The sequence below is a fragment of the Streptomyces sp. NPDC006643 genome (assembly GCF_042870175.1).
Classification (GTDB): Bacteria; Actinomycetota; Actinomycetes; order Streptomycetales; family Streptomycetaceae; genus Streptomyces.
The window spans coordinates 175,547-199,497 of record NZ_JBIAHA010000008.1 but is presented as its reverse complement, the minus strand read 5'-3'; the positions used below and the strand labels follow the sequence as shown (position 1 = coordinate 199,497).

Here is a 23,951-nt window from a genome sequence, read left to right as displayed (position 1 = left end):
GGAGCAGCCGGGTCAGGATTGTCAGTGGGGCGTGGCAGGATCGGGTACGTGGCTGAGACAGCATCGAAGAAGACCGCAGACAACCGTCCTCGCCTGCTCCTCATGGACGGGCACTCTCTGGCGTACCGGGCGTTCTTCGCGCTGCCCGCGGAGAATTTCACCACCAGCTCCGGCCAGCCGACCAACGCCGTCTACGGCTTCGCGTCGATGCTGGCGAACACCCTGCGTGACGAGGCGCCCACGCACTTCGCGGTGGCCTTCGACGTCTCGCGCAAGACGTGGCGCTCGGAGGAGTTCCCCGAGTACAAGGCGAACCGCTCCAAGACGCCCGACGAGTTCAAGGGCCAGGTCGAGTTGATCGGTGAGCTGCTGGACGCGATGCACGCGCACCGGTTCGCGATCGACGGCTTCGAGGCGGACGACGTCATCGCCACCCTCGCCACCCAGGCCGAGGAAGCCGGTTTCGAGGTCCTCATCGTCACCGGGGACCGGGACTCCTTCCAGCTCATCACCGAGCACACCACGGTGCTGTATCCCACCAAGGGTGTCTCCGAGCTGACCCGGTTCACCCCGGAGAAAGTCCACGAGAAGTACGGGCTGACGCCCGCGCAGTATCCGGACTTCGCCGCCCTGCGCGGCGACCCGTCGGACAATCTCCCCAGCATTCCCAAGGTCGGTGAGAAGACGGCCGCGAAGTGGATCAACCAGTTCGGTTCCCTCGCCGATCTGGTGGAGCGCGCCGACGAGGTCAAGGGCAAGGTCGGCGAGAGCCTGCGTGAGCACCTGGACTCGGTCAAGCTCAACCGTCATCTCACCGAGCTGGTGCGTGACGTCGAGCTGACGAAGACCCCGCAGGAGCTGGAGCGCGCCCCGTACGACCGGACGGCCCTGACCGGATTCCTCGAAGTGCTGGAGATCCGTAACCCGAGCCTGCGGGAGCGGCTGCTCGCCGTCGACCCGGGCGCCGTCGAGGAAGAGGCCCCGGCCCCCGAGGCGGGCATCGCGCTGGACGGCACGGTCCTCGCCTCCGGCGAGCTGGCCCCCTGGCTGGCGGAGCACGGCGACGAGCCGCTGGGTGTCGCCCTCGTCGACACCTGGGCGCTCGGCACGGGCAGCATCGGCGAGGTCGCGCTGGCCGCGGCCGACGGCGCCGCCGCCTGGTTCGACACCACCCAGCTCGACGAGGCCGACGAGAAGGCCTTCAGCACCTGGCTCGCGTCGGCGGACCACCCCAAGGTGCTGCACAACGCCAAGAGCGCCATGCGCGTGGCCCCCGAGCACGGCTGGCGGATCGGCGGGGTGACCATGGACACCGCGCTCGCCGCGTATCTGGTCAAGCCCGGCCGCCGCTCCTTCGCGCTCGACGCCCTCGCCGTCGAGTATCTGGGACGGGAGCTGGCCCCGGCCGCCGCGGCCGACGGGCAGCTCGCCTTCGGCAGCGACGACCAGGCCGAGGCGGACGCGCTGATGACACAGGCGCGCGCCGTCCTCGACCTCGGCGAGGCGTTCACCGGCCGGCTGGCGGAGGTCGGCGCCACCGAACTGCTCCAGGGCATCGAGCTGCCCACCTCCGCGCTCCTCGCCAAGCTGGAGCGCAACGGGATCTCGGCCGACCAGCCCCATCTGGTCACCCTGGAGGAGCAGTTCGCCGCCGCCGTCCAGCAGGCGGTGAAGGAGGCGCACGCCGCCGTCGGGCACGAGTTCAACCTCGGCTCGCCCAAGCAGCTCCAGGAAGTCCTCTTCGGCGAGCTGAATCTGCCCAAGACCAAGAAGACCAAGACCGGTTACACGACGGACGCCGACGCGCTGGCCTGGCTCGCCGCGCAGACCGAGCACGAGCTGCCCGTCCTGATGCTGCGCCACCGTGAGCAGGCCAGGCTCCGTGTCACCGTCGAGGGCCTGATCAAGATGATCGCCGCCGACGGCCGTATCCACACCACCTTCAGCCAGACGGTCGCGGCCACCGGCCGGCTCTCGTCGACCGACCCCAATTTGCAGAACGTGCCGGTGCGCACCGACGAGGGCCGCGCCATCCGCCGCGGTTTCGTCGTCGGCGAGGGCTACGAGTCGCTGATGACCGCCGACTACAGCCAGATCGAGCTGCGCGTCATGGCGCATCTGTCCGAGGACGCCGGTCTGATCGAGGCGTTCACCTCCGGCGAGGACCTGCACACGACCGTCGCCTCCCAGGTGTTCGGCGTCGAGCGCGCCGATGTCACCCCCGACATGCGCCGCAAGATCAAGGCGATGTCGTACGGACTGGCGTACGGCCTCTCGGCGTTCGGCCTCTCCCAGCAGCTGAACATCGAGGCGGCGGAGGCGCGCGGTCTGATGGACACGTTCTTCGAGCGCTTCGGCGGCGTACGGGACTATCTCCAGCGCGCGGTCGAGGAGGCGAGGGCCACGGGCTACACGGAGACGATGCTCGGCCGCCGCCGCTATCTGCCCGACCTCAACAGCGACAACCGCCAGCGCCGCGAGATGGCCGAGCGGATGGCGCTCAACGCCCCGATCCAGGGCACGGCCGCCGACATCGTCAAGGTCGCCATGCTCCGTGTCGACGCGGCGCTGACCGAGGCCGGGCTCACCTCGCGCATGCTCCTCCAGGTCCACGACGAAATCGTGCTGGAGATCGCCCCCGGCGAGCGGGAGCGGGTGGAGGAGCTGGTGATTCGCGAGATGGCCGCCGCGACGGAGCTGCGGGCGCCGCTGGACATCTCCGTGGGCGTGGGACCGGACTGGGACTCCGCCGCCCACTGACGGCGGGCCGCCCGGCTCTCGTCACCCGAAGGCGTACGGGTAGTCGTTCTCGTACGGGATCAGCGCGATCCCGTACGAGAGCGGTCCGGGGCTGCGGTCACCGGCTTCGTCCGGGCGGCGCGCAGCCGCATCCCCACGCCGTGGACGACGAGTCCGAGGGCCAGCCCCGCACCGGCGCCGAAGCAGAGCGTCGGGATGACGTCCAGCGGGGTGTCCACCCGCCCGTGGTAGGCGTACCAGCGGGTGAACCGGTGCGCCATGCCGAGCAGCACACACCCCGCCAACAGGGCGTGGGCGAGCACGCGTTCGCGCCGTACGAGCACCGGCACCGAGGCCGGCACAGGAGTCCGCGGCAGTCGGCGCACGGCGGTGACCGTGAACCAGCAGAGCCCCGCCAGCGCCAGCGCCGAACTGCCGTACTGCGTGTACGTGTACAGGGGGAAGCCCGCGACGACCTCGCCCAGCGCGGGCACCATCCGGGTGCCCCAGCGGTCGAAGTGCGTGAACGCGTCCCACACCACATGGGTGGACGCGCCGAGCACCGCCGACACGTAGAAGCGCGCGGCGAGCGCCGCCCGCCGTCCCGCACGCCGGTCGGGTCCTCGTACGAAGGCGTACGCCCGCCCCCGCCAGGCGGACGGCAGCAGCGCCACCAGCGGCTCCCGCAGCATCAGCCACAGACCCACCAGGGCCGCGGCGATGACGGCGTCGGCGGTGAACAGGCCCACGATCCCGTGCGTCACCTCGCCGAACTCCATGGCGGCCGGTACGGCGGTCGCGGCGAAGTACGTCATGTCGGGGGCCATCGAGCCGGCGACGAGCGCGGAGGCGAGCAGCGGCCCGCGCGAGGTGCCGTCCCTCCGGATGCCCGGCAGTACCGCCGCCGCATGGCTCAGCGTGAAAGGCAAGGCCGTCCCCCCGGGGCGTGTCGTCGTGGTGCGATCAGCGCGATCGGTGCGATTGGTGCGATCAGTGCGATCGGACAGGGAACGCGCGCACCTGGCACGGAGTCAGTCGGATCAGTATGAAGGACGCGTGTTCTCGGCCACCGGTTCGACCTACGGGAAGCCGGGAGGTGGCGAAGCGGTGAAAAGCGGTCACCGACCCGTTGCGTACACAGGTAGTTGCCGTAGGGTCGCCTGAGTCCTCGCGCTGGGGAGCGCGAACAGCCGTTCACCGGGAGGGACCAGACGTATGGCAGCGCACTTCGGACGCAGGCTCCGCAGAGGGGCGACCACCACCGCGGTCGCCGCACTCGCGGTCGCCGCACTCTCCGCCTCGCAGGCCCCCGCGATTTCTCCCGGCGGCGGTGACAACGGAAAGCAGGCGTCCGGATCGAGCGCGCCGGACGAGAGTCCGGACTCGGCCACCGGGGACTCCTCCTACCACACGGATCTCCCGCCGCTGAACACCCCTGACAAGCCCGGCACTTCGATCGACCTGCCGGACCTGGAGGGGGCCGCCGAGGCCGGTATACCCGCCACGGTGCTGTCGGCGTACAAGCAGGCCGAACAGCGCCTCGGGGTGACCAACCCGGGCTGCAACCTGCCGTGGCAGCTCCTCGCGGCGATCGGCAAGGTCGAGTCGGGCCAGGCGCGCGGCGGCCGGGTCGACGACAACGGCACCACGTTCACGCCGATCCTGGGCCCGGTGCTGAACGGTGTCGGCTTCGCCAACATCTCCGACACCGACAACGGCGCCTACGACGGCGACAAGACGCACGACCGTGCCGTGGGCCCCATGCAGTTCATCCCGTCGACCTGGGCGACCTGGGGCCAGGACGCCAACAGCGACGGCCGCAAGGACCCGAACAACATCTTCGACGCGGCGCTGGCCGCCGGTCGCTATCTTTGCGCCAATAATCGCGACCTGTCGGTGAAGTCCAATCTGGACCAGGCGATACTCAGTTACAACCGCTCGCGGGAGTATCTGGCGACGGTCCTGTCCTGGCTGGAGTACTACAAGCGCGGCAGCCACGAGGTTCCGGACGGCTCGGGCGTGCTGCCCGAGGGCCCCGGCCCGCTGAACCCGGGCGGCCCCAGCTCCCCGCCGAGCCCCGGCCCCAGCAACTCTCCGAGCCCCGGCGACTCGCCGTCGCCCAAGCCCCCCAAGCCGCCGACGACGAAGCCGCCGACGACACCTCCCACGAAGCCCCCGACCACGCCTCCGACGACGCCGCCCACCCCCGCGCCGACCGTCGAGCGCCTGGAGGACGCGGGCACCGGCAAGCTGTCCGTCACGGCCGGCGGGGAGTTCGAGGCGCGCGTCACGGTGCGCGGCGAGGACGCCAAGGGCAAGGCCGTCGGCAAGGTCGCCGTGCGCTTCACGATCGTCGGCGACACGGACGCGACGTTCGCGGGCGGCGCGAAGCAGGCCACCGGCGTGACCGGCTCCAACGGTGTCGCCAAGGCGCCCGCGCTCCGGGCCGGCGAGAAGACCGGCGACTTCACGGTGCGGGCCAATGTCGTGAGCCGTACGGTCCCGGCCGTCGACTTCACGGCGACGGTCACCGAGCGGCAGGCCGACGCGGTCGCCCGGACCGACGAGAAGGAACTGACGGCGGCGCCTGGCGCGGAGTTCGCCGGCACCGTCCAGCTCAAGGCCACCAACGGCGGTCAGATCGCGCCCGGTGTGGCGGTCAAGGCCACCATGATCAAGTCCGTGCTCGACCCGTCGGCGGCGGACAAGGGCCCGTACTTCAAGGACGCGGCGGGCCAGCCGCTGCGTGCCCTGACGGGTCTGAAGACGGACGCCAAGGGCCTGCTCGTCCTGCCGAAGATCTTCGCGGACGACGCGACGGGCACGTTCCTGCTCCGGATCGAGACGGCGGGCGGCGCGAAGGTGACGATCGAACTGAAGGTCGCCGCCCCGGAGCCGGAGGCGTAACACCCGCCCGGCACGCGCACGCCGCCCCTCCGTCCACGACGGAGGGGCGGCGTCGTCATGGTCGGCCCGGTCGGCTGCATACGGCCGGGCCGTCGACCGCGCCCGGACCATCGCCCCCGCACCGGTCCGCCGATCGCACGCACCGACGTGTCACCGGCCGCCGCGCGGCGGGGTGCGGCTCCGGCCCGAGTGCGGGCGGTGCTGTTCGCCGGACCCGGCGAAGCACGGCCGGCCCGGGGCGCGTGGGCGCACACGCTCCCCGCGTTGTCGTTCGCGAGTCCCGCGCCGCGCCCTCGCACGCACCGACGTGTCACCGGCCGCCGCGCGGCGGGGTGCGGCGCTGCCCCGAGTGCGGGCGGTGCTGACGACCGCCCCTACCGGCGGTCGTTCAGACGGCGCGTCGCCGGTGCCCGGGTCGGGTCCTCCGGCCACGGGTGGCGCGGGTAGCGCCCACGCAGCTCCGCGCGTACGGCGCGGTAGCCGTCGCGCCAGAAGGACGCCAGGTCCGCCGTGACGGCGGCCGGACGCCCGGCGGGGGACAGCAGATGCACCAGCACCGGAACGCCCGCCACGGTCGGTGTCGCCGTCAGGCCGAACAACTCCTGGAGCTTCACCGCCAGTACGGGCTGCTCCCCGCCGTAGTCGACACGTACGCGCGACCCGCTCGGCACCTGGATCCGCTCGGGCGCCAGCTCGTCCAGCCGCCCCGCCTGCCCCGAGGACCACGGCAGCAGCCGGCGCAGTGCCTGGCCGGCCTCGATCCGCGCCAGATCCGCGCGGCGCCTGGCCTTCGACAGCTCGGGCTCCAGCCAGTCACCGGCGGCGTCGAGCAGCGCGGCGTCCGAGACGTCCGGCCACGGCGCGCCCAACGCCCGGTGCAGAAAGCCCAGTCGCTCCCGCAGCGCGTGCGCGTCGCGCGTCCAGCGCAGCAGGGCGCCGGGGCCCTCGCGCCGCAGACCGTCCAGCAGCGCCGCCCGCACCAGGGCCGGGTCGGGCTTGCGCAGGGGTCGTACGGAGAGCTCGACCGCGCCGAGGCGCCGTACCTCCCTGGCGACGACATCACCGTCCTCCCAGCCCACCTCCTCGCCGGAGACGAGCAGATGCGCGGCGGCGGCCCGCGCGGTGTCCTCGTCGACGACGGCGGCGAGCCGCACCCGCGCCGAGGCGGCCGTCGCGGGCCGGTCCGCGACGGCGACGGCGAGCCACGGCGCGTCGCGCAGCCCGGACCCGTCGCCGAGCTCGGCGCCGGTCCCGGAGGCCATCAGGAACGCGCCGCCGCCACGGGCCCGCGCCACCCGCTCCGGGAAGGCGTACGCGGCGACGACCCCGACCACGGCGTCGTCGGGCAACTCCCCCCGGCGCTCGGGGGGATCCGGCGCCCCCGGCAGCGCCGAAGCCAGCCTCCGTGCCTCCTGGCGCCAGCGCGCCGCGTACCCGTCACCGCCCCGCTTCGCCGTACGCCACGCCGCCGCCAGGTCGTCCCCGTACGCCCTCGGTGGCTCCTCGCTCAGCAGCGCCACCACCTCGGCGGCCCGGCGGGCGCCGACCTCCTGGGCGCCGTCGAGCAGGGCGCGGGCGAGGCGCGGGTGCAGCCCGAGGCGCGACATGCGGACGCCGCGCCCGGTCACCCGGCCGTCCGCGTCCACCGCGCCGATCGCGGCCAGCACCGTCCGCGCGGCGGCCAACGCCCCCGCCGGGGGCGCGTCGAGCAGCGCGAGGCCCGAGGCGTCCGGGTCGCCCCAGCACGCCGCCTGGAGGGCGAACGCCGCCAGATCGGCGACCTTGATCTCCGGCGCGGGGAACCGCGCGAGCCGCCCGTCCTCCGCCTCGTCCCAGCAGCGGTACACCGCGCCCGGCGCCTCGCGCCCCGCACGTCCCGCGCGCTGCCGTGCGGTCGCCTGCGAGGCCCGCACCGTGGTGAGGGCGCTCAGCCCCCGCGCGTGGTCCGTACGCGGCTCACGCGCCAGCCCGGAGTCGACCACGATCCGTACTCCCGGCACGGTGAGGCTCGACTCCGCCACCGAAGTCGCCAGTACGACACGGCGGTTGCCGTCCCCCGACCCGGCGAGCACCGCGTCCTGCACGTCGGCCGGGGCCCGGCCGTGCACCTGGAGGACCTCCGCGCCGAGTTCGCCGATGCCCCCCAACTGGCCCGCCACCCGGCCGATCTCGCCGACGCCCGGCAGGAACACCAGCACGTCGCCCGCGCGCTCGGCGAGCGCCCGCCGTACTACGGAGGCCACGTGCGTCAGCAGCGCCGGATCGACGCGCATCCCGTGCGGCGGTCGTACCGGCCGCGGCGGGGGCGCCCACACGGCCTCCAAAGGATGCGTCACCCCGCGCGCCTCCACCACGGGCGCGTCCCCCAGCAGGCGCGCCCACCCCTCGGCGTCGGTCGTCGCCGACGCGGCCACCAGGCGCAGTTCGGGGCGGAGCGTGGCGCGTACGTCCAGCAGGAAGGCCGCCACCGTGTCGGCGTCCAGATGGCGTTCGTGGCACTCGTCGATGATCACCACGTCGACGCCGCCGAGTTCCTGGTCGCGCTGGAGACGCTGGAGGAGCACGCCGGTGGTCACCACCTCCACCACCGTGTCGCGCCCCACCACGCGCTCCCCGCGCACCGTGAAGCCGACGCTCGCGCCGACCCGTTCGCCCAGCAGCCAGGCCATCCGCCGGGCCGCCGCGCGGGCGGCGATACGGCGCGGCTCGGCGACGATCACCCGCCGCGGTGGCCCGGGCACGCCGCCGCCGGGCCGTACGAGCCCGGCCAGCACCAGCGGCACCAGCGTCGTCTTGCCCGTGCCGGGCGGCGCGCACAGCACGGCGCACCCCGGCCCGTCGAGGGCCGCCTCCAGCGCGGGCAGGGCGGTGCGGACGGGCAGAGCGCCGAGGGCGTCGTCGCGGATCACACCCTCAGTCTCGTACGCAGACGAAGATCGCCGAACCCGGGATCAGTTTCCCGCGCAGCGGCGACCAGCCGCCCCAGTCCTGGGTGTTCCAGGCCGGCCACTCCGGTTCCACCAGGTCGACGAGCCGGAAACCGCCGGCCACCACGTCCCGTACGCGATCCCCCACCGTCCGGTGGTGTTCCACGTACACCGCGTGCCCCTGTTCGTCCTGTTCCACGTACGGCGTGCGGTCGAAGTACGACGCGGACACCGACAGGCCCTCGGGTCCCGGCTCGTCGGGGAACGCCCAGCGGATCGGGTGCGTCACCGAGAAGACCCACCGGCCGCCGGGGCGCAGCACCCGGCGTACCTCGCGGAACACCCGTACCGGATCGGCGACGAAGGGGATCGCGCCGTACGCGGAGCACGCCAGGTCGAAGGAACCGTCACGGAACGGCAGGGCCGCCGCGTCCGCCTCCACAAGAGGCACGTCGTCACCGATGCGCAGGGCGTGCTGGAGCTGCCGGTGGGAGAGGTCGAGCGCCACGGGGCGCGCGCCCTGCCTGGTCAGCCAGCGTGAGCACTGCGCCGCGCCCGCGCCGATCTCCAGGATGTCGAGATCCTTGAGCGACTCGGGCGGCCCGAGCAGCTCCGCCTCCACCTCGTCCAGACCTTCCGGGCCCCAGACGAACCGGTCGTCGCCGAGGAAGGTGCCGTGCTCGATCTGGTAGTCGTCCGCGTTGCTGTTCCACCAGCCCCGGTTGGCGCGGCTGCTCTCGGCGCCGTCGCTCTCCCGCCGGGTGGCTTCCGGCTCGTACCGCTCTGCCTGCTCTTGGCTCATCGTGTCCGTCGTCGTAGTGTGCGGAGAGGCGTGCACGTTCCTGTGTCCGCGCCGTGGCCGGCCGTGGTCGGCCATGGCTCCGGTGCGGGCCTCGTGGCCTCATGAAACGCTTGTTGTGCCGGGTATGGGGCGTTCCGCCCCGGGTGTGCGCCTTCGCGCATTGACCGTGTCCGGCTGCCCCCGTATGCTAAAGGTTGCGCTGCGGGCTTGCGCGCCTCAGACGTAGCAGGCCGCGCTCGCATCTGTTGTAGGTCCCCTCGGCTGTCGAGGCGCCTTCTCCTCATCGGGAATGGCGCTCGCTCGGCTGTCCGGACTTCCGGCGGATGGCGATACGGGCTCTCGGCGTGGCAGTACCTACGACTCAATGTCCGTACCGGAGCCTTTACCCACATGACGAGCAGCACCGAGACCACCGCCACCACCCCGCAGGTTGCGGTCAACGACATCGGTAACGAGGAAGCATTCCTCGCCGCGATCGACGAGACGATCAAGTACTTCAACGACGGCGACATCGTCGACGGCGTCATCGTGAAGGTCGACCGGGACGAGGTCCTGCTCGACATCGGTTACAAGACCGAAGGCGTCATTCCCTCCCGCGAGCTTTCGATCAAGCACGACGTCGACCCCAACGAGGTCGTCGCCGTGGGCGATGAGATCGAGGCCCTTGTTCTCCAGAAGGAGGACAAGGAAGGCCGTCTCATCCTGTCCAAGAAGCGCGCGCAGTACGAGCGCGCCTGGGGCACGATCGAGAAGATCAAGGAAGAGGACGGCATCGTCACCGGCACCGTCATCGAGGTCGTCAAGGGTGGACTCATCCTCGACATCGGCCTCCGTGGCTTCCTGCCGGCCTCTCTCGTCGAGATGCGCCGCGTCCGCGACCTCCAGCCCTACGTGGGCAAGGAGCTCGAAGCCAAGATCATCGAGCTGGACAAGAACCGCAACAACGTGGTCCTGTCCCGCCGTGCCTGGCTGGAGCAGACGCAGAGCGAGGTTCGCCAGACCTTCCTCACGACCCTCCAGAAGGGCCAGGTCCGCTCCGGCGTCGTCTCCTCGATCGTCAACTTCGGCGCGTTCGTGGACCTCGGCGGTGTCGACGGTCTCGTGCACGTCTCCGAGCTCTCCTGGAAGCACATCGACCACCCCTCCGAGGTTGTCGAGGTCGGCCAGGAAGTCACCGTCGAGGTTCTCGACGTGGACATGGACCGCGAGCGTGTCTCCCTGTCGCTCAAGGCGACGCAGGAAGACCCGTGGCAGCAGTTCGCCCGGACGCACCAGATCGGCCAGGTCGTTCCCGGCAAGGTCACCAAGCTCGTTCCGTTCGGCGCGTTCGTCCGTGTCGACGAGGGCATCGAGGGTCTGGTCCACATCTCCGAGCTGGCCGAGCGCCACGTGGAGATCCCGGAGCAGGTCGTCCAGGTCAACGACGAGATCTTCGTCAAGGTCATCGACATCGACCTGGAGCGCCGTCGCATCAGCCTCTCGCTGAAGCAGGCCAACGAGGCGTTCGGTGGCGACCCGGCCTCGGTCGAGTTCGACCCGACCCTGTACGGCATGGCTGCCTCGTACGACGACCAGGGCAACTACATCTACCCCGAGGGCTTCGACCCCGAGACCAACGACTGGCTCGAAGGTTTCGAGGCTCAGCGCGAGGTGTGGGAGACCCAGTACGCCGAGGCGCAGACCCGCTTCGAGCAGCACCAGGCTCAGGTCATCAAGTCCCGCGAGGCCGACGAGGCCGCCGCTGCCGAGGGCGCTGCCGCCCCGGCCGGCGCGGCTCCCGCCGCCTCCGGTGGCAGCGGTGGCGGTGGCGGCGGCGGTTCGTACTCCTCGGAGTCGCAGGACAACTCCGGCGCCCTGGCGTCGGACGAGGCCCTGGCCGCGCTGCGCGAGAAGCTGGCCGGTGGCCAGAGCTGACGCTCTGACCTCCTAGCCGGTCGCTGGACTGCTTGACGTGAGGCCCGCTCCCTTCCGGGGGAGCGGGCCTCACGCATGCCCGCGCGGGGGCGTGCGGGCGGCGCGGCCCGGCGGCGCGTGGCCAAGTACCGTACGCCGTCGGCCTCTTGCCGCTCGCGCCCCCGGTGCCGGATCCAGCGCGACCGGATGCGGGGCGCGCGGGCGGGGAATGCTCACGCACCAAGGTGCGTTCTTCCTGAGGAACACGAGGAGGACCGGTAATCGTGCTTGATCCGCAGGATTTGTACGAGTGGGAGCCCAAGGGCCTGGCAGTCGTCGACATGGCGCTCGCGCAGGAGTCCGCGGGCCTCGTCATGCTCTACCACTTCGAGGGCTACATCGACGCGGGTGAGACCGGCGACCAGATCGTCGAGAACCTGCTCGAATCGCTGCCGAACCAGGTGGTGGCGCGCTTCGACCACGACAGGCTGGTCGACTACCGCGCCCGCCGCCCCTTGCTGACGTTCCGGCGCGACCGCTGGTCGAGCTACGAGACACCGGCGCTGGAGGTGCGGCTCGTCCAGGACGCCACGGGCGCCCCGTTCCTGCTGCTGTCCGGGCCCGAGCCGGACGTGGAGTGGGAGCGGTTCGCGGCGGCCGTGGGCCAGGTCGTCGAGCGCCTCGGCGTACGGCTGGCCGTCAACTTCCACGGCATCCCCATGGGCGTACCGCACACGCGCCCGGTCGGGATCACCCCGCACGGCAACCGCACCGACCTGATGCCGGGCCATCGCAGCCCCTTCGACGAGGCACAGGTGCCCGGCAGCGCGGAAGCGCTCGTCGAGTACCGGCTGATGGAGACGGGGCACGACGTCCTCGGCGTGGCCGCGCACGTCCCGCACTACGTGGCACGGTCCTCGTACCCGGACGCGGCGCTGACCGCGCTGGAGGCGATCACGGCGGCGACAGGGCTCGTGCTGCCGGGCGTCGCGCACGCCCTCCGTACGGAGGCGCAGCGCACCCAGACCGAGATCGAGCGCCAGCTGAGCGAGGGGGACGAGGAGCTGGTGACGATGGTGCAGGGCCTTGAGCATCAGTACGACGCGGTGGCCGGCGCCGAGAGCAGGGGGAATCTGGTGGCGGAGCCGGTGGAGCTGCCGTCGGCGGACGAGATCGGGCGCGAGTTCGAGAAGTTCCTCGCCGAGCGTGAGGGCGACGCGTAGGCCGGCCGGTGGGCGTGCGTCCCGGGCAGCCGCCGGTTGCCGGGCGCCCGCCGGCCGTACGTGCCCGTGTCTCGTAAGACGTCCGGTCCACGCTCTAAGCTGCGGAACATGCTGAAAGTGGGCCTGACCGGCGGGATCGGTGCCGGAAAGAGTGAAGTCTCCCGACTGCTCGTCTCGTACGGCGCGGTGCTGGTGGACGCGGACAAGATCGCCAGAGAGGTCGTCGAGCCCGGGACTCCCGGGCTCGACGCCGTTGTCGAGGCCTTCGGGCCGGGCGTCCTCACCGCCGACGGGCGGCTCGACCGGCCGAAGCTCGGCTCGCTCGTCTTCTCCGACAGCGACAAGCTCGCCACCCTGAACGCCATCGTCCATCCGCTGGTCCGGGCGCGTTCGGCGGAGCTGGAGAGCACGGCGGGGGAGGGGGACATCGTCGTCCACGACGTGCCCCTCCTTGTGGAGAGCGAGCTGACCGGGCTCTACGACATGGTCGTCGTCGTGGACGCGTCGCCCGGGACACAGCTCGACCGGCTCGTACGGCTGCGTGGCATGGCCGAGTCCGAGGCCAGGTCGCGGATGGCGGCCCAGGCCACCCGCGAGCGGCGCACCGCCGCCGCCGATCTGGTCATCGACAACGACGGGCCGCGCGAGAAGCTGGAGCCGCAGGTCCGCGCGGTCTGGGAGCGGCTGATCGAGCGGGCCGCCGCCGGCGGGTGACGCGGTTCCCGCGACCCGTTTTGGAATACCGCCGATCTGTGCGACGTTGAACGCGCCGACCCGAGGGGAAGGATCCGACCGTGCCCGAGAGCCCGGAGACCCACGTCATCGACTTTCGCGCGGCGGAGCAGTTGCTGGCCGCGCGCGACCCGCGCGGCGCGGTCAAGCTGCTGGACTCGGTGATCGCGGCACATCCCGAGAACACGGCCGCCCGGCTGCTGCGCGCTCGCGCGTTCTTCGCGGCGGCCCAACTGCGCCCTGCGGAGCTGGAGTTCGAGCTGGTCCTGGAGCGTGAGCCGGACAACGCGTTCGCCCATTTCGCGCTGGCCCGCACCTACGAGCGGGCGGGGCGGCCCGAGCAGGCCACGAAGCACTTCAGACTGGCGGCGGCGCTCGACCCCAAGCCGGAGTATCTCAAGGCCGCGCGTTTCGATTCCGACGACCGGTCCGACGGCTGATGTAGTCGTCGCCGCCCCGACGGTCGCCGCCGCCGTGCCGGTGGCGGCTCGCTTCGTACGGCGGTACGTCACGCCCCGGCTGGAAGCGCGACCCCTGCCGCCGATGGCGGACGACCAGCACGAAGTCCGCGGCGACGATCAGCAGCAGCACCCCGCAGGCGATCGCCCAGCCCGGCCGGCCGACGACCGCGAAGGCGATCGTGCCGAAGGCGGCCCAGATCAGTCCCCAGACGCTCAGCCACCAGCGCATCCGCAGCGGGCTGCGCGCGGTGACGGGTTCATTTCCGGTGCGCATGCCGTCGCACCTCCCGACGGGAAAATCGTCGATCCGACCGCCCGGAGAGCGATGAGTTCCGGGCGGGGCGGGTGTCTACCTCCTTGAAAGCACACCACGTGCACAACGGAGGAGAACCCCCAATGTCCGAGGCTACGTCCACCACCGCACCGATCGCATCCGCGGCCGTTTCCCCGTCCACGACCGTCACGACCGCCGCGACTGCCACGCCGGCCACGGCCGACGCCGGGCCCTCGCGCCGTACGGACCTCACGGTCCGGACGCTCCAGATCGTCCTGGCGCTGTTCCTCGCCATCCCGAGCGCGGGGCCGAAGATCATCGGCCACTCGACGGCGGCCGAATCGTTCGACGCGATCGGCTTCGGTGACTGGTTCATGCACCTCACCGGCGTCCTTGAGCTGGCGGGGGCCGTCGCACTGGTGATCCCCATCCTCTCGGGAGTCTCGGCGCTCGCGCTCATCGGCCTGATGATCGGGGCCTTCATCACACAGCTGACCGTCTTCGACGGTGAGAACGCCCTGACACCCGTGATCTTCCTGGCGCTCTTCGCCGTGGTCGCATGGGTGCGGCGGCAGAAGACCGTGGAACTCGTCGCCCTGGTGCGCCGCCGGGTCTGATCGGTGCCCATCCCGCTCCGTCGCGCCTGAAGACCGCACCCTCACGCCGTGAGGGGGTGCGGCCTTCAGGCATGACGGGGGCAGTGTCAGACCCCCCGCCTAGACTCGCCGAGTAACAAGATCTGGAACAGGATCTCGCAGGTGGGCGACCTGGACGGAGGGAGTGGATGACGATGGCTATGACGCGATCCGCGTCGGGCGACGCGACGCCGCTGCCGCGCTGCGCCGTGGTCTTCCTTCCCGCCGGACTGCCCCGTGACGGCCGTGTCGCGTTCTGGGCCCCGGTGGGCGCCCCGCCCGCCGGGGGCGACTTCGCCACCGGGGACCTGACGGTCGTGGCCCCGGCCGAGGCGGATGATCGAGGCGCCGGCGGTCCGGGCTCCAAGGGTGTTCGCGCGGGCGGGCCGGGCGCCGGCGGTGTCCGTACGGATGAACGAGGCATCGGCGGTGTCCGTGCGGGCGGTCCGGTTGCCGACGGTGTCCACGCGGATGACCCAGGCGTCGGCGATGCCGGCGCGGGCGTGCCCCGTGTCGGCCGTCTCCGCCAGGAAGAGCCCGGCGCGGACGATCCCGGCCCCGGCGTCCGTACGCGCGTCGTGACCGCCGTCCTCCTGCCCGTCGCCGACGCCCTGCCCCTGCTGGTCCGCGCCCGCTCCGACCCCTCGGCCCACCCCTCCGCCGCCTGCTGGGGCGCCGCCGCCCTGCACGCGCTGCACCTCTCGGCCCGGGGGCGGCTGCTGCCCGGCCTCACCGCGTCCGACCACGACGCGTGGCGGGCAGGACCGCTCGACGCGGACGACATCGCCCAGCTGCGGGCCATCGCCGCCGCCATGCCCTACGAGGCCCACGCCGTCCCGCTCCCAGGCCCCCTCCCGCCTCGGCTGCCCGAGCCGGAGGCGCTGGTCCGGGCCTTCCTCGACGCCGTCGCCGACGCCCTGCCCCGTACACCCGCCGCCGCGTTCGCCGCGGGGGCGCCCTTCGCCGCGCACACCGCGCAGCATCTGCCCGGCGCCCGCTCGTGGGCGGCCGAGGCGGCGGCCGGTATGGACGCCGGGGTGCGTGTCTCGCTGCGCCTCGACCTGTCCGCGTACGAGCTGTTCGACTCCCCGGCCGCACGGGAGACCCCCGAGGAGTCCGGTGTGGAGCGGCGCGCCGGGGCCGCTCTCGTCCAGATCCACAGCCTCGCCGACCCGACGCTCGTCATGGACGCGGCCCAGCTCTGGGCGGGCGACGGCGACGACCTCTTCGGACCGCGCGCCCGGATCGACGCGCTGCTGGCGCTGCGCCGCGCCGCCCGGGTCTGGCCGCCGCTCGCCCGGCTGCTGGAGTACGACGTCCCCGCCGCGCTGCCGCTCTCCGAGGACGAGCTGTACGAACTGCTCGGGCCGGGAGCCGCGAGCCTCGCCGCCGCCGGGGTGGCCGTCCACTGGCCCAGGGAGCTGGCCCGTACGCTCACGGCCGCCGCCGTCGTACGCCCCGCGCCCGGCTCGGCCACGGACGGCACCCCCTTCTTCGACAGCGACGAACTGCTCAAGTTCAACTGGCAGTTGGCGCTCGACGGTGCCCCTCTCAGTGAGGCCGAGATGGACGCGCTCGCCGAGTCGCACCGCCCGATCGTGCGGCTGCGCGACCAATGGGTGGTGATCGACCCCGACCTCGTGCGGAAGGCTCGTAAACGGGAGCTGGGTCTGCTCGACCCCGTCGACGCGCTGGCCGTCGCCCTCACCGGCACCGCCGAGGTGGACGGCGAGACGGTCGAGGCCGTCCCGACCGGCGCGCTGGCGGTCCTCCGTGACCGGCTCGTCTCCGGCCCGGCGGCCGTCCCGCAGCCCGCCGCCCTGGACGCCACCCTGCGCGACTACCAACTGCGCGGGCTGGCCTGGCTCGACCTGATGACCTCGCTCGGCCTCGGCGGCTGTCTCGCCGACGACATGGGCCTCGGCAAGACGATCACCGTCATCGCGCTCCATCTGCACCGCGCCCGCCCGGCCCCCACGCTCGTCGTCTGCCCGGCCTCCCTCCTCGGCAACTGGCAGCGCGAGATCACCCGCTTCGCGCCCGGCGTCCCGGTCCACCGCTTCCACGGCTCCGGCCGCACGCTGGAGGGGGCGGGGGACGGCTTCGTCCTGACGACGTACGGCACGATGCGCGGCAGCGCGCCCGAACTGGCCGCGTACACCTGGGGGATGGTCGTCGCCGACGAGGCCCAGCACGTCAAGAACCCGTTCTCGTCCACCGCCAAGGCGCTGCGTACGATCCCGTCGCCCGCCCGCGTCGCCCTGACCGGCACCCCCGTGGAGAACAACCTCTCCGAGCTGTGGGCGCTGCTCGACTGGACGACCCCCGGCCTCCTCGGCCCGCTCAAGTCCTTCCGCGCCCGCCACGCGCGCGTCGTGGAGAACGTGGAACACGCGGGGTCGGCGGGCACCACAGCGAGCGACGAGGCCGTGGAGCGGCTCTCCCGGCTGGTCCGCCCCTTCCTGCTGCGCCGCAAGAAGTCCGACCCCGGCATCGTGCCCGAGCTGCCGCCCAAGACGGAGAGCGACCATCCCGTGCCGCTCACCCGCGAACAGGCCGCGCTCTACGAGGCCGTCGTCCGCGAGACGATGGCCGCCATCGAGGCGGCGGAAGGCATCGCCCGGCGTGGTCTCGTCATGAAGCTGCTCACCGCGCTCAAACAGATCTGCAACCACCCGGCGCAGTATCTGAAGGAGGAGCGGGCCAGACTCGCCGGCCGGTCCGGGAAGCTCGCCCTCCTCGACGAACTGCTCGACACGATCCTCACCGAGGACGGCTCGGTCCTGGTCTTCACGCAGTACGTGTCGATGGCGCGGCTCCTCTCCGCGCATCTCACCGCCCGCGCCATCCCGTCCCAACTCCTGCACGGCGGCACGCCCGTGGCGGAGCGCGAGCGGATGGTGGACCGGTTCCAGTCCGGCGAGATCCCCGTCTTCCTGCTGTCGCTCAAGGCCGCGGGCACCGGCCTCAACCTCACCCGGGCCGGCCATGTCGTGCACTACGACCGCTGGTGGAATCCGGCCGTCGAGGAGCAGGCCACGGACCGTGCCTACCGCATCGGCCAGACCCGGCCCGTGCAGGTCCACCGGCTGATCGCGGAGGGCACCGTCGAGGACCGCATCGCTGACATGCTCGCCGCCAAACGCGCCCTGGCCGACGCCGTCCTCGGCTCGGGCGAAGGGGCCCTCACCGAGCTGACCGACCGTGAACTGGCCGATCTGGTGTCGCTGAGGAGGCCGGCATGACCGCACCGCGCGCCCCTCGGCACGACGACCGCCGCCGTACGTTCCCCGCTCTGCCGTCCCGGCCGGACCCGGCGGGCGAAGGGGGCTTCGCCGCCAGCTGGTGGGGCAACGCGTGGGTGGAGTCCATGGAGGACGTCGCACTGGACCCGGCCAGGCTGCGGCGCGGGCGCGCCTACGCCAGCGGCGGGCACGTGGACGCGATCACGGTCACGCCCGGTCGCGTCATGGCGTATGTGCACGGCTCCCGGCCGCGCCCGTACCGTACGGAGATCCGGCTGCGCACCCTCGGCGACGGCGACTGGGAAGACCTCCTCGACGCGGCGGCTGCCCGCCCCGACCACATCGCCGCCCTCCTCGACAAGGACATGCCGCACGCGCTCGCCGCCACGGCCGACCTGCTGCCCACCGCCGGCGATCTGACGCCCGACTGCTCCTGCCCGGACGACGGCTTCCCCTGCAAGCACGCGGCGGCGCTCTGCTACCAGACGGCGCGGCTGCTCGACGAGGACCCGTTCGTGCTGTTCCTGATGCGCGGACGCGGCGAGCACGAGATCCTCGCCGACCTGACCCGCCGCAACGCCACCCGCTCCGCCGCCGAACGGACCACCGCCGCACCGCCCATGCCCACGGTCGACGCGGCCACGGCGCTCACGGCCCACCCGGCGCGGCTCCTGCCGCCCCCGTTCCCGCTGCCCGCCAACCCCGGCCGCCCGCCGGTCTATCCGCACACCCCCGGCGCCCCCGACCCACTGGCGCTCGACCTGCTCGCCACCGAGGCGGCGGTCCGCGCGCACACGTTCCTCGCGACCGGCATCGACCCCGTCGCGGGCCTCACCGCCTGGCAGGACGCCGTCCGTCTGGCCGCCGCCCACCCCGGCTCTGGCCTCACCGCCTCCACCCGCGCCCTCTACCGCGACCTCGCGGCGGGCACCGACCACAGCCCCATGGACCTGGCCCGCGCCGTCGCCGCCTGGCGCCAGGGCGGCCTCGCCGGGCTGGCGGTCCTGGAGGAGCCCTGGGACCCACCGGCCGGACCGTTCGACCGGGCCCGTCCCGCGCTCATAGCGGCCGACTTCCCGCACTTCCGCCCCTGGCGCAACCGCCTCTCCGAGCCCTCGCTCCAGCTCCGCTTCGGCCGCGACGGGCTCTGGTACGGCTACGAGTCGGACCGCGACCGCGAGGACTGGTGGCCCCGCGGCACCCCCGACACCGATCCCGTCGGAGCGCTCACGGCCCTGCTCGGACGGTGACCGGTACGCTCTTCTCCGTAACCATTCATGGATCAAGGGGGCCCGATGGAAGCCGAGTTGGTGGCGCTGGCGACGGCGGGGGCGACAGCCCTCGTACAGCAGATGGCGACGGACGGCTGGAGCGCGGCACGCGACCGGGTCTCGGCGTTCTTCGCGGGCCGGGGCTCGGCCACCCGTGACTCCGTCGAGGAGGATCTGGAAACGGGCCGCGCCGAAGTGGTCGCGGCCCGCGGGGACGAGGACCAGGAGCTGATCGCCGACGTCCGCGCGGAGTGGCGCGCCCGTCTGCGCCGCACCCTGGCCGCCGACCCGGCGGCGGCGGCCGAACTCCGCGCCCTGCTGGACGAGCTGACCCCGGCCGAGCCGGAGGCGCGGCAGACGTACGACGTTCACAACAACATCAGCGGCACGGTGAACGGCCCGGTCGTCCAGGCCGGCAGGGTCGACGCGCCGCGTCTCGGATACCAAGGCACGCAATCGCCGGACGGCCACTGAACCGTCCGGCGATCGACGAGGCGAGAGCGGGGGAACGAACCGGCCGCCGGGGGCCCACCCGGCGGCGGATCCGTACCGGCCCGTGAGCCGTGGTCTCGATCAGGCGGTGTGCAGGGTCAGTCCGTACGTGCTGAGGATCTCGTTGATCGGCTGGTAGAAGCTCTGCCCGCCGCTGGTGCAGTTGCCCGAGGCGCCGGACGTCACGCCCTGCGCCTGGTCACCGCTGATGAACGAGCCGCCCGAGTCGCCGCCCTCCGCACAGGCGCTCGTCTGGACCATCTGGTGCACGGCGCCCTGTGCGTAGTTGACCGTCACGTTCTTGGCCAGGACGTTGCCGCAGCGCCAGTGCGTCGTGGAGCCGGAGCGGCAGATCGACGCGCCGGTGGGGGCTTCGTTCGAACCGCGTACCAACTGGTCCGGGATGGTGCCCCAGCCGAGGACGACGGGCACGGTCCACCAGCCGTTGGCGACGTTCACCCACGCGTAGTCGTTGCCGGGGAAGGACGATCCCTGGAAGTTGCCGATGGCGGAGTTGTCCCAGCCGCGTACCGACTGGCCCCGCGGGCCGCAGTGCCCGGCGGTGACGAAGCCGCCGTGCACGGAGAAGCCTATGGAGCAGCGGACGTTGCCCGTGTAGTACGGGTCTCCGCCGACGGTGCCGGCGGCGACGGTGGTGGGAGCGTGCGTCGTCTCCGCGACCGTCACCGGACCGGTCTTCCTGGCCTTGGCGACGAAGGCGGTGACCGCCTTGGTGTCGCTCTTCGACGCGAGGACGTTCACCACGACCCGGTTGGTCTTCGGGTCGACCCGCCAACTGCTCACGCCGGACGGCGCGGAGAGCGCGTCGATCCGCTTCATGGTCGCGTCGAGCGCCTTCTCGCTGTGCTTCACGAGCTTGACCGCGGCGCCCGTCGCGCGCACGTCGGCCGCCTTGTCCCTGTCGGTGAGGGCGACGGTGAGCGTGTTGTCGGCCGCGCTGAACCAGGAGCCGCCGTACGACGCTCCCGCCACGCGCCGCGCCTTGTTCTCGACGGCGGTCGCCGTCTTCTCGGCGGCGAGCCGGGCCACGGCCTGGCTCTTCGTCAGACCGAAGTCCTTCTGCATGGCGGTGAGCAGGCCCTCGGAAGCGGCTGCCTTCGCCGCCGAGGCTGACATCGATGTCGAGGCCGAGGTGGACGCGGTGTCGGGAGCCGCGGCCGAGGCGGGCGCGAGCCCGGCCGTCGCCCACGTACCGATGAGGAGGAGTGCGGACAGACCGGTGCGTACAACTGTCTTGCGTCTCAAGGCATTCGCCCTTCGGTTGTTCCAGCGATCGTGGGGATGGAACAGTGGAACAGCGGACGAGTGAGAGCGCTCTCAATCGCCCCGGCCGGAGCGTATCCAAGGATCGTAGGCAGGTCCATGCCAATGCTGGAACGAATTCGCGACCGGGCTCGATTCGCCTGGTCGGGAGGGATGCGGGCCGGTCGGAACGATTCCCTCCGGGGTGTGTCGGAGCCGCGTACGGGCCGGTACGACGACGCCTCAACTGCCCTCCCCGCAAGGCTTTTACAGCGTTGCAAAAGGCAACTCGTGAACGCCTCTCAGCGCCGGGCGGAGCATCGACGGGGCGCCGTCAGAGCAACTCCGCCCAGCGCGTCAGCGTCGCGAAGTCCCTCTCCCGCAGGCCCCGTCGAGGATGGATGCGCAACAGCAGCCCCGGCCCGTCGTGATGGGTCGCGACATAAGTCGTGTCCAGTTCGGTGATCATGTCGTCGACCCAGGCGAAGGGGCGCCCGTCCGCCCACTCCACCAGCGGACGGGTCTTCCAGCAGAGACCGTCGGGATCCGTCGGGAAGGGGACGGGCCACTCGATCACCGGCAGATCGGTCGGCAGCCCGACGGCCGGCGCGATCATGGTGTTGGCCTCGTGCATCCAGGCGGTGGCCCAGGTCAGTTCGAAGGGCAGCCCGGTGAGCAGCGGACCGTGGGCGGGGTTGAGCCGCACCCGCAGTCCGCGTCTGTGCGCACGGGATCCCGGGGTCTGGCGGGAGAGCCAGTTCGAGGGGTGCAGATGATGGGTCGTGTATCCGCGCGGCCGGGGCATTCGTGCGGCGTACGGGTTGAGAGGGCCGTCGACGTCGAGGAGCAGCAGGGGGCGTGTGCGAACCGTCATGAGGTAGAAATGCCCGCCACGGCCGCCGATTACGACCCCCGCGCCTCCGCGCCCCGTACCTCGCGCCCCCGCGCCCCGTACCCGGCGCCCCCCGCGTTCTCCCGTTCCCCCGCGCTCAGAAGTCCGCGAGCGTCCGCTCGTCGAGCCTGGCCACGGAGTCCTGGGCGTTCGCGCGGATGTACGCGTCCCGGATGCGCTCGATCCGGGAGTCGTGCGCCCTCGCCTCCGACGCCGGATACAGCAGGACCAATTCGTAGGAACGCTCCCGCTCGATCACGCCGTTGGAGTCGCGCCACTGGCCGCGGCCCTCCTGGATCGTCAGCCCGGCCGGAAACGCCGGGGTGACCTCGCGGTCGATGAACGCCATGAACTGACGGTCGGTCACCTCCGGCCCGCCGTCGGGCCGTTCCGTACCGAAGAAGAGCCGGGTCTCGACGTACGCCTCACCGCGACGGGTCTGGGCGGGTCGCTGTTCGCTGTCGAGGGTCGCGTACGCGGCGGGAGCCCCGACCGTCAGTACGGCGGCGGAGACAGCCCCGACGGCGAGCCAGGTACGGCGTTTCGGAGCGGGGCCGGGCCGGGACGCGTTCGGCACGGTCGACGTGTTCGACGTGTTCGACTTGGGCGGCAGAGTTGCCATGGAAGCGGTTCGCTCTCTCTGGGACGATCCGCACGGAGGGCTCTCACCTGCGGATTCACACGCGCGGTCAACCGCCCGGCCACCCCGTCGGGACACCCGATCCGACCCGAAACCACCCGCACGAGTGCATGACCGCCACCCCCACGCCCAGTACGTTGCTCCGATGACCACCGTTTCCGAGAGCCGGCCGGCCGATCTCGTCATCACGGGCTGCACCACCCTGACGCACGACGAAGGCGGCGGCGCCGACGGCATCGGCTTCGTCGCCGACAGCGCGATCGTCGTACGTGACGGCGTCATCGAGTCGATCACCACCCCGCGCGCCGTCGAGGCGCTGCCCGCGGTCGAGCGCGTCGACGCACGCGGTCTGCTCGCCATGCCCGGACTGATCAACTGCCATACGCACACACCGATGGTGGCCCTGCGCGGCATCGCCGAGGACCTGCCGATCGAGGACTGGTTCAACGACTGGATCTGGCCCGTCGAGACCAATCTCACCGACCGCGACGTCGAACTCGGCGCCCTGCTCGCCTGCGCCGAGATGATCCGCGGCGGCGTCACCACCTTCGCCGACCACTACTTCGCCATGGACCAGGTCGCCGCCGCCACCGAGGTGAGCGGGCTGCGTGCCAACCTCGGCTGGGGCTACTTCTCCAGCGAGGGCGCCGCCGGGCGCGAGCGCTCCCTCGACTTCGCGCTCCGGCTGCGAGGCGCCGCCGACGGGCGGATCACCACGTCCCTGGCGCCGCACGCCCCGTACACGGTGAACGACGACGATCTGGCCGCGACCGCCGAACTCGCCCGTGAAAACGATCTGTTGGTGCACATCCACGCGGCGGAGAACGCCGCGCAGACGGCCGCGAGCGTCGCCGCGACCGGCCGCACCCCCATCGAGACCCTGTACCGCGCCGGACTGCTGGACGTCGATCTGCTCGTCGCCCACGGGACGGGGCTGACCGACGGCGACCTCGACGTACTCCGGAGCGGCACCGGCCGGATCGCGTTCGCCACCGCTCCCAAGGGCTACCTCAAGTTCGGCTGGGACACGACACCGCTGCGCGCCCTGGCCTCGATCGGGGTCCCCGTCGGTCTGGCGACGGACGGGGCTGCGTCGAACAACACCCTCGACGTCTGGGAGAGCATGACCCTCACCGCGCTGACCCAGAAGTCCACGGAACGCGACCCCGGCTGGCTGACCGCCCGTCAGGCACTGGGCCACGCCACCACCCAGAGCGCCGCGGCGGTCGGCCTCGGCGACCGGATCGGCGCCCTCGCCCCGGGACGGCGGGCGGATCTGATCCTGGTGGATCTGACGGGGCCACACACCCAGCCGATTCACGACCACGCCGCGACGCTCGTCCTCAGCGCCCGCTCCGCCGACGTGGTGACCACGATCGTCGACGGGAAGGTGCTGATGCGCGACCGCAGGCTCCTGACGCTCGACGTGCCGCGGATCGTCGAGGAACTTCGCCCCCGGCTGGCGGCGTTGACGGACCGCGGCCACGGTCGCCGTATCCAGGACTACGACCCGGAGGCCGGTTCGTAGTCCTGATTCGGTGAGGGAGTGTACGGG

Annotated in this window: 18 protein-coding genes; 11 read left to right on the top strand and 7 right to left on the bottom strand. The window is 72.2% G+C overall.

Going from position 1 to position 23,951, the window contains the following annotated elements; genetic code table 11:
* The first annotated feature begins 48 nt into the window (after positions 1–48).
* Positions 49–2,760 (top strand): DNA polymerase I, encoded by a 2,712-nt coding sequence (gene polA, locus ACFYNU_RS13565; RefSeq protein ID WP_356585890.1) that lies wholly within the window; start codon positions 49–51, stop codon positions 2,758–2,760.
* Between the two features lie 59 nt (positions 2,761–2,819).
* On the opposite strand, the gene ACFYNU_RS13560 is transcribed toward polA, so the two are convergent.
* Positions 2,820–3,668, bottom strand: coding sequence for a DUF4184 family protein (locus ACFYNU_RS13560; protein WP_356585892.1), 849 nt, complete (start codon positions 3,666–3,668; stop codon positions 2,820–2,822).
* Between the two features lie 286 nt (positions 3,669–3,954).
* Between ACFYNU_RS13560 and ACFYNU_RS13555 the strand changes: the two genes are divergently transcribed.
* Positions 3,955–5,646 (top strand): lytic transglycosylase, encoded by a 1,692-nt coding sequence (locus ACFYNU_RS13555; protein WP_356585894.1) that lies wholly within the window; start codon positions 3,955–3,957, stop codon positions 5,644–5,646.
* A gap of 374 nt (positions 5,647–6,020) precedes the next feature.
* Here ACFYNU_RS13555 and hrpB read toward each other — a convergent pair whose 3' ends face one another.
* Together hrpB and ACFYNU_RS13545 are read right to left on the bottom strand one after the other, a co-directional pair.
* Positions 6,021–8,555, bottom strand: coding sequence for an ATP-dependent helicase HrpB (gene hrpB, locus ACFYNU_RS13550; RefSeq protein ID WP_356585896.1), 2,535 nt, complete (start codon positions 8,553–8,555; stop codon positions 6,021–6,023).
* Positions 8,556–8,559: 4 nt separating this feature from the next.
* Positions 8,560–9,375: a methyltransferase domain-containing protein gene (locus tag ACFYNU_RS13545; RefSeq protein WP_356585898.1), complete on the bottom strand. Its 816-nt coding sequence runs from the start codon at positions 9,373–9,375 to the stop codon at positions 8,560–8,562.
* Between the two features lie 390 nt (positions 9,376–9,765).
* On the opposite strand from ACFYNU_RS13545, the gene rpsA reads away from it, so the two are divergent.
* The 4 genes from rpsA (at position 9,766) to ACFYNU_RS13525 (ending at position 13,663) form a co-directional block, all read left to right on the top strand.
* Positions 9,766–11,289, top strand: coding sequence for a 30S ribosomal protein S1 (rpsA, locus tag ACFYNU_RS13540; protein WP_023542473.1), 1,524 nt, complete (start codon positions 9,766–9,768; stop codon positions 11,287–11,289).
* Positions 11,290–11,552: 263 nt separating this feature from the next.
* A complete protein-coding gene (locus tag ACFYNU_RS13535; RefSeq protein ID WP_356585901.1) occupies positions 11,553–12,491 on the top strand; it encodes a PAC2 family protein in 939 nt (312 codons plus the stop codon).
* A gap of 108 nt (positions 12,492–12,599) precedes the next feature.
* On the top strand, positions 12,600–13,205 hold the full coding sequence (gene coaE / locus ACFYNU_RS13530) for a dephospho-CoA kinase (RefSeq protein WP_356585903.1): 606 nt from the start codon (positions 12,600–12,602) through the stop codon (positions 13,203–13,205).
* Positions 13,206–13,285: 80 nt separating this feature from the next.
* Complete coding sequence (locus tag ACFYNU_RS13525; protein ID WP_356585905.1) at positions 13,286–13,663, top strand: tetratricopeptide repeat protein; 378 nt, start codon at positions 13,286–13,288, stop codon at positions 13,661–13,663.
* Here ACFYNU_RS13525 and ACFYNU_RS13520 read toward each other — a convergent pair.
* Positions 13,620–13,958, bottom strand: a complete 339-nt coding sequence (locus ACFYNU_RS13520) for a DUF6343 family protein (protein WP_356585907.1) — start codon at positions 13,956–13,958, stop codon at positions 13,620–13,622. The genes ACFYNU_RS13525 and ACFYNU_RS13520 overlap by 44 nt on opposite strands.
* Positions 13,959–14,080: 122 nt before the next feature.
* On the opposite strand from ACFYNU_RS13520, the gene ACFYNU_RS13515 reads away from it, so the two are divergent.
* From ACFYNU_RS13515 to ACFYNU_RS13500, 4 genes are all read left to right on the top strand, one after another.
* Complete coding sequence (locus tag ACFYNU_RS13515) at positions 14,081–14,575, top strand: DoxX family protein (RefSeq protein WP_356585909.1); 495 nt, start codon at positions 14,081–14,083, stop codon at positions 14,573–14,575.
* Between the two features lie 179 nt (positions 14,576–14,754).
* Positions 14,755–17,838, top strand: coding sequence for a DEAD/DEAH box helicase (locus tag ACFYNU_RS13510; protein ID WP_388766178.1), 3,084 nt, complete (start codon positions 14,755–14,757; stop codon positions 17,836–17,838).
* Complete coding sequence (locus ACFYNU_RS13505) at positions 17,835–19,088, top strand: SWIM zinc finger family protein (protein ID WP_356585913.1); 1,254 nt, start codon at positions 17,835–17,837, stop codon at positions 19,086–19,088. Before ACFYNU_RS13510 ends, ACFYNU_RS13505 begins: the two co-directional genes overlap by 4 nt.
* Positions 19,089–19,133: 45 nt before the next feature.
* Positions 19,134–19,583 (top strand): hypothetical protein, encoded by a 450-nt coding sequence (locus ACFYNU_RS13500; RefSeq protein ID WP_356585915.1) that lies wholly within the window; start codon positions 19,134–19,136, stop codon positions 19,581–19,583.
* 99 nt (positions 19,584–19,682) lie between these two features.
* Here the strand turns inward: ACFYNU_RS13500 and ACFYNU_RS13495 are convergent, their stop codons facing one another.
* From ACFYNU_RS13495 to ACFYNU_RS13485, 3 genes are all read right to left on the bottom strand, one after another.
* On the bottom strand, positions 19,683–20,867 hold the full coding sequence (locus ACFYNU_RS13495; RefSeq protein ID WP_356585917.1) for a S1 family peptidase: 1,185 nt from the start codon (positions 20,865–20,867) through the stop codon (positions 19,683–19,685).
* Between the two features lie 331 nt (positions 20,868–21,198).
* Positions 21,199–21,738, bottom strand: a complete 540-nt coding sequence (locus ACFYNU_RS13490; protein ID WP_356585919.1) for a hypothetical protein — start codon at positions 21,736–21,738, stop codon at positions 21,199–21,201.
* A 115-nt stretch (positions 21,739–21,853) separates the two neighbouring features.
* On the bottom strand, positions 21,854–22,369 hold the full coding sequence (locus tag ACFYNU_RS13485) for a DUF3574 domain-containing protein (protein WP_388766175.1): 516 nt from the start codon (positions 22,367–22,369) through the stop codon (positions 21,854–21,856).
* Between the two features lie 172 nt (positions 22,370–22,541).
* Here ACFYNU_RS13485 and ACFYNU_RS13480 point away from each other — a divergent pair, with 172 nt between their 5' ends.
* Complete coding sequence (locus ACFYNU_RS13480; protein WP_356585923.1) at positions 22,542–23,924, top strand: amidohydrolase; 1,383 nt, start codon at positions 22,542–22,544, stop codon at positions 23,922–23,924.
* The last annotated feature ends 27 nt before the right edge of the window (positions 23,925–23,951 follow it).